Below are 6,192 nucleotides of genomic sequence, written 5' to 3'. Positions count from 1 at the left end.
TGCTATTCGCATTCGCCGGAAAGATCAGCGCCCAAAGCACAAGGGCGACCATCACGCCCTTACTGATCAGCGCAATCGGAACGCTGTTATTTTCATAAAAACCGCTATCCGCGGTCTTAATGTCCAAATCCGTAAACGGTTCTTTAATCGACATCAATTTCCTCCGTGTTGTCGATTTGATAAGGTGGAAGGCCGTTCTGTCTGCTGGCTCTTCTCTTATGTTTTTGCGGTGATCGCACCGGTCGTTCAGGCGCGCGGCTTTAAATCCTGACCCACTCAGGTTCTGTCGCGCCTTGAATTTTTCCTTGTGATTTCGATGTTAAACGGACACCGAAAAGGCGTCTTTGGTTATGTGGGTTGGTTGGGAAGGCTAGACACTCTTTGCGTGTGCGGTGCTCCGGATTCCGACCTTTTCGGTCGCAATGACGACGGATTCTGCGAGCCTTATTGCCAAAAAGGGGCGTTTTGACTGATCGAATTCGTCGAAAACGACATAGTGGCAGTCACACTCAGCGTATGCGAGTGCTAGTTTGGCGGCATTACCCAACGGGACGCTGTTCAGGGCGCCGCCTGCGCTTATAGTCTTTGCCAATACACTCTGGTCGTCTTGAAGAGGAGTGAGGGCGTGGATCACAATGTCGATATGCTGATCATCGGGGCCGGGTTTTCCGGGCTGACCATGGCGCTTGAGGCGCGCAAACGTGGCCTCCGCAACATCGCTATTCTGGAAAAGGCTGGTGATATCGGCGGGACATGGCGCGAGAATACCTATCCCGGTGTTGCCTGTGATATCCCCTCGCACCTCTATTCGATGGCCACGCACCTAAACCCGAACTGGAGCCGCGCCTATGCGGCAGGGGCCGAGATTCAGGTTTATTTGCAGGATGTTGCGCGCCAGGAAGGCCTCTACAACCTCTGTCATTTTCAGCAGGAGTTGAAGTCGGCCAAATGGGATGGCGCGCGCTGGCAGGTCGAAACGCAGTCTGGGCAGATCTGGTCGGCGCGGTTTCTGGTCTCGGCCATCGGTGCGTTGCATCATCCCAGTATTCCGGACATTGCAGGGGCCGACAGTTTTCCGGGCCCGACGTTTCATTCTGCGCAATGGGATCACAACGTCTCGGTCGCGGGTAGGCGCGTAGCAGTGGTCGGAACGGGTGCCTCGGCGGTGCAATTCGTACCAGAGATCGCCAAAACGGCCCGCCATGTCACGATTTTCCAACGCAGCGCGCCTTATGTTCTGCCGCGTCCTGACGGCCCGATCGCGCCTTGGGTTCGCAGGCTTTACGCGCGGATTCCTTTGTTGCCGCGACTGCGGCGCAAGCTGATCTTCGCGATCTTCGAGTATCGCCATCGGGTGTTCCGCGGTGAAACGCGAATGGTGCAATATGCCATGAAGTTGTGGCGAAAAGAGCTTGAACGCGCGATCTCAGACCCTGCCGAAATCGAGAAGCTGACGCCAGATTACCGGATTGGCTGCAAGCGGATCCTCAGTTCGAACGATTGGTATCCGGCGCTTGCGCGCGACAATGTCGACGTCATATCGCAAGCAGTCCGTTCGATTGAAAGAGACAGGATCATCGCAGCCGATGGTAGCGAAACACAGGCTGATATCCTGATCTGGGGCACCGGGTTTCATGTCACTGATATGGTCGAACGCCTCGACATCACTGGGACAGGTGGGCAGACATTGCGCAATGCATGGGTGAGGGGGATGCAGGCCAATCTGGGCACTGCCATCGCAGGATTTCCGAATTTCTTCATACTGCTCGGGCCTCATACGGGCCTCGGCCACAACTCGGTCGTGCTGATGATTGAGGCTCAGGTCGGCCATATCGGCCGTGTTCTGGACGGGATGCAAAGCCAAGGGCTGGAGGCGGTTGTTCCCGACCCCGCACGGCAAGCCGCGTTTACCAAGGAAATGCAGGACCGTCACGCCGACAGTGTCTGGCAGGTCGGAGGGTGTTCGTCGTGGTATCAGGATGCCGAAGGGCGCAACACGACTCTGTGGCCCGGAACAGTTGCGGAATTCCAAAAACGCATGGCACAATCCGGGTTAGAGCAATACGCCCCGGTTCCCGCCGCAGGCAGCGAGGTTTGATATGACGACGCTTCTTATTCTATTGGCCATCTTCGCGGTGTTTCTGCTGGCGATGAACCTGTGGACTCGCAGCCTGATGCGTGAGGGGCTGAAAACCGTTCCGCAGATGGGGCAAATCCTTCCGGTGCGCGGCGGGCGTATTCACTACGTTGAAAAAGGCGACCCGAACGCGCAAACCATCGTGATGATCCACGGGCTGGCGGGTCAATTGCAGCACTATACCTACGCACTGGTCGACAAACTGGCCGAGGAGTACCACGTGATCGCGCTTGATCGGCCGGGATGCGGGTATTCCATACGCGACAGCGCAGATCTGGCCCGACTGTCAGAGCAGGCGCGGATGATTGCCGAGTTTCTTGCGGCAAAAGAGGTCTCCGGCGCGATTCTTGTTGGGCATTCACTGGGCGGAGCGGTGTCGCTCGCGATGGCGCTGGACTTTCCCGAAAGGGTAGGCGGGCTGGCGCTGCTTGCCCCTTTGACCCAAAAACTGCCGGGAACGCCAGCGGTTTTCAAACCGTTGGAGATTCGCACGCAATGGCTGCGACGCTTGATTGGCAACACGCTGGCCGTTCCCATCGCAGCAAAAACCGCACCGCATACATTGGGCGCAGTGTTCGACCCGGAAACGCCGCCTTCGGATTTTCTGGATCGCGCGGGAGGCGCCCTTGGCCTGCGCCCCTCGGCCTTTGTCACGGCGTCCGAGGATGTGATCGGCGTTGATCTCAGCATCTCCGAGCAAGTCGCCCGCTATGATGCGCTTCGGACACCGGGTGCCATCCTCTATGGCACCGAGGATGCAATCCTGTCGGCCCCTCACCACGGCCCTCCGATGGAGCGCTTTGGGCTGGGATACGAGGTGATTGACGGGGCAGGGCACATGATCCTGATCACCGAGCCTGACCGCTGCGCCGCTTTCATCGCCGGTGTCGCCTCTGGCATTGCGGCGAGCGCCGCTCTTCCGCATGAGGGGCAGCCGACGAACTGAAAGAATCCGTAAGTTGGGGGTGTTTTCCCTCTTGACCCTCCCTGACCGCTCCCTTAAATCGCCTCTCACTCATGGCGGAGTAGCTCAGTTGGTTAGAGCAGCGGAATCATAATCCGCGTGTCGGGGGTTCAAGTCCCTCCTCCGCTACCAAATACCTCTCTCAATACATTGTTGGTAATCAGGTATTTTTCGAGTTCCCTTGAACCTACTATTTTTTACGCACACCGCGCTCTAGGTTTAGCTTCGGAGCGATTGTTACTTAGTCGATTGTTTTTCTTCATCCAAAGCTGCCCAATTTCGCCGAATGTTTGCATCTTTGCGAGTCGGTTGCCTCGAATGCGCTTCTACTTAAGTGACACAATACTGATCTTAAGTAGTCTCCGCAGATCCTAAGGTAATTGCTGTGACCGAACCCCGTTCGCTTGGCCGACGGGCATATTGGGGGCCTCTCCGGCTATTGTGGGCTTTCCCTATTCGTGACTTGGTGGAGCAAATGGCCGCTGTAAATCCACTGAATTTAGTGGGACAGGACCTTGCTGGACGGGCCGGTATTTCCCCGTACCAGTCAGCCTTTAAAACTCAGATTTCGCGATGCAAAAAGGTGCTACATGGGGTCTGCGTCAAAGTGCGAATGTGTATTGAGTTTCCACTTTTTCGCCCACAAGTCCGCAAATTCCTTCATTAGTTCCGGCCTATCTTCAAGCAAAGCCATGAGTTGACAAGCGGCCCACATCGCCGCGTAGCCGTCGGCGTCTTCGCTTTCTAACTGAAATGCGTTCATTGCAGCGGTGTAAGGGGTTGAGGGCTCGTGCATCTGCCAAACGGTTCCTTCAAGTCAATAAAAAAGAAAACCCTGACAAGAAACCAACGGCAACCCAAACTGAAGTAGCTGAAAAGGTCAAAGCAAGGTCCAACATCCATTTACCCCCCGAATTTCATTGCGTATCTCGGCCATCAGACTTTTCAGGCAAGGATTCATACAGGAGTATTAAAGAACACGGTTGAACACGCAGAAAACAGGCTGTTAACATTCGGTTCACGAATGGAGATCCGCAACCCAGCCGGGTCTGACGTCGCATCACCCTTGAGGCGATCCTGAGCGGCCCATTGTTTAGTGTGCAGCCTAATCTGACTGGTCCAAGTTGATTGATAGTGCATCATCGGCCTGTGATTCATCGCTACGATGGTTTCGGGCGCTAGCGGACGATAGCCCAAATTCACTTTGGGGGCGTTTTGTGTTGTAGTGTCTCCTTCATTGTTCGATCAGGATTTGTGCGTTGCGCAGGTTGTAAAGATTTCGCCGTTGAGTAGCTCGTCCCTGACACGGCCATTGAAGCTTTCGCAGTATCCGTTCCGCCATGGGCTCCCAAATTCAACGTAAGCCGTCCGGACACCGAGGTCAGCAAAGGTGACAGTGCCAGGCCTGAATTCGAACTCACAGGATCTAAGTTCCGAGGGATCTTAGTGCCCTTGTTTGTCTATCCCGAGACTGGCGCTTGGCGATATCGGTGTCGAAAACAGGTCAAAGGAACCCCGCCGCGGACGCAGCAGCAAGCGCGACCAAAATTTTTTCTAGACGGCCCACTTTTTTATCTGAATCCTCTTGAACCCTGCCAGCAACAATCGTAGACAGCCGCTCACCGATGGGGTGTAGCCAAGTGGTAAGGCAGCGGTTTTTGGTACCGTGTATCGTAGGTTCGAATCCTACCACCCCAGCCATATTTCTCACCAAAAACTATTTCCGTTTGGTCCAAGCCAATAGGCATGTGCTCCATTTGCGCTGTGTAAACGATAAATCCTTGCGATAGGTTCGACGCAAACAACTTTATTCGGCGAAAAGTTGACTTTGAAGAGCTATGCTCGGATCGCAAAAGCCTCAATTTTCTTCTGCAAGCCGCGGATAGAATGATAGCCAGCTGACTGTTTGCTACCATTCATGTGCTCTGCGACGCTCCGAGTCACCAGTATCTTTTCGTTCAGTTTCTTGCACAGTTCCTGAACGCGACTGGCCACGTTCACAGCCTGACCGACAACTGTGAAATCCAAGCGATCAGGGCTGCCGATATTGCCAAACGTGACGCGACCGAAATCAATGCCGACGACGAACTCGATGGGCTCGTGTCCCTTTTCAGCGGCTGTCTCGTTGTGGTCGCGTAGGTTGGTCAGGGCGTGTTCTGCCGCCCGCACCGCAGATCTGCACGAGGCTTCAGCGTCGTCATCAGTGTTGAAAACGGCAAGTATGCCGTCCCCCATGAATTTGAGAACGTCACCGCCTTGTTCTTGGATGGGCGACACAACCATCTCGAAATACTTACCCATCATGGCAAGCAAATTACCCTCGGACCAGGTTGAGGCCTTTTGGGTAAAGCCGCGCAGATCCGCAAACAGGATTGCGGCAGAAACGGTTCTGTATTCTCCGCGCTTTATGTGCCCCTGGTCAATTTCTTCGGCGGGGCCGTGCCCCAGATAGGTCTGAAGAAGGCTCTTTTGCGACTGGCGCATCGCAATGGGTTCCAAAGCTGCGGCAAGTGCGTATCGCGTGTCTTCAATGTATCGGATATGCGCGTCCGAAAACCCGGTATCTGCGTTTGAGGTAAAGCTGGTGCCCTGAACCGAGCCGTTGCCGTGCTCCAGCGGGATGGCCAGAAAATCGGTAGCGCCTGCTTCGGCCAGCTCGGCATAGACCGGATGCTCTGCCAGAACGTCAAGATCAGTCAGGCGTTTGCGTAGTGGGCGCCGCTGGGTGACGACATATTCGAACGGGCTGCCGTGCCACGCACTGGTGGATAAAACCGTGGTCGGTACGGTGTAACGGCGGGTTTCTTCGGGTGTCCAGATGATCCCCCAAGCGCTGAGCAAAGGGTTCGAATAATTCTGCGCGATCCTTGCGCGGGCGAGGGGGACGCCAAGCGCGGTTAATCCTTCGCAATAGCCTTTGACGATAAGCCTCTCGTCGCCCAACAGGCGACCATCAGAAATCAACCAGTGGTTCAGGTGATCAGTCTCGGCCATCGTGGTTTCGCACCCTTGTTCCGCGCTGATAGTTTACCTTTCATTGGGCATTCGAGAACCCGCGCCGGCTAAAAAAAACCTGTGTTTTCTGTCCGGC

The 6,192-nt window shown here is 55.2% G+C and carries 3 protein-coding genes, 2 tRNA genes and 1 pseudogene; 4 read left to right on the top strand and 2 right to left on the bottom strand.

The window, feature by feature from the left end; all coding sequences use genetic code 11:
- Positions 1-625: 625 nt before the first annotated feature.
- The 3 genes from ACR0IP_RS18700 to ACR0IP_RS18690 all read left to right on the top strand — a co-directional run bounded on the left by ACR0IP_RS18700 (position 626) and on the right by ACR0IP_RS18690 (position 3,233).
- Positions 626-2,098 carry a flavin-containing monooxygenase gene (locus ACR0IP_RS18700; protein ID WP_480527207.1) on the top strand — a complete coding sequence of 491 codons (1,473 nt, stop codon included), beginning with the start codon at positions 626-628 and terminating at the stop codon, positions 2,096-2,098.
- A gap of 1 nt (position 2,099) precedes the next feature.
- A complete protein-coding gene (locus ACR0IP_RS18695; RefSeq protein WP_480527205.1) occupies positions 2,100-3,083 on the top strand; it encodes an alpha/beta fold hydrolase in 984 nt (327 codons plus the stop codon).
- A 73-nt stretch (positions 3,084-3,156) separates the two neighbouring features.
- Positions 3,157-3,233: transfer RNA gene (locus ACR0IP_RS18690), tRNA-Met, on the top strand.
- Between the two features lie 1,029 nt (positions 3,234-4,262).
- Here ACR0IP_RS18690 and ACR0IP_RS18685 read toward each other — a convergent pair.
- A pseudogene (locus ACR0IP_RS18685) lies at positions 4,263-4,487 on the bottom strand (integrase core domain-containing protein); the annotation flags it as partial.
- 240 nt (positions 4,488-4,727) lie between these two features.
- On the opposite strand from ACR0IP_RS18685, the gene ACR0IP_RS18680 reads away from it, so the two are divergent.
- Positions 4,728-4,802 (top strand) — tRNA-Gln (locus tag ACR0IP_RS18680).
- Positions 4,803-4,937: 135 nt separating this feature from the next.
- Here the strand turns inward: ACR0IP_RS18680 and ACR0IP_RS18675 are convergent.
- On the bottom strand, positions 4,938-6,095 hold the full coding sequence (locus ACR0IP_RS18675; protein ID WP_480527203.1) for an adenylate/guanylate cyclase domain-containing protein: 1,158 nt from the start codon (positions 6,093-6,095) through the stop codon (positions 4,938-4,940).
- Positions 6,096-6,192 lie beyond the last annotated feature (97 nt).

It is taken from the genome of Ruegeria sp. AL11 (assembly GCF_056540865.1).
Note: the sequence above shows the minus strand (reverse complement) of the source record. Positions and strands in the feature narration are given on the sequence as shown.

Bases quoted from the DNA above. Each gene is read 5' to 3' on its own strand.
- ACR0IP_RS18695 (WP_480527205.1), top strand. From the start codon at position 2,100: ATGACGACGCTTCTTATTCTATTGGCCATCTTCGCGGTGTTTCTGCTG.
- ACR0IP_RS18675 (WP_480527203.1), bottom strand. From the start codon at position 6,095: ATGGCCGAGACTGATCACCTGAACCACTGGTTGATTTCTGATGGTCGC.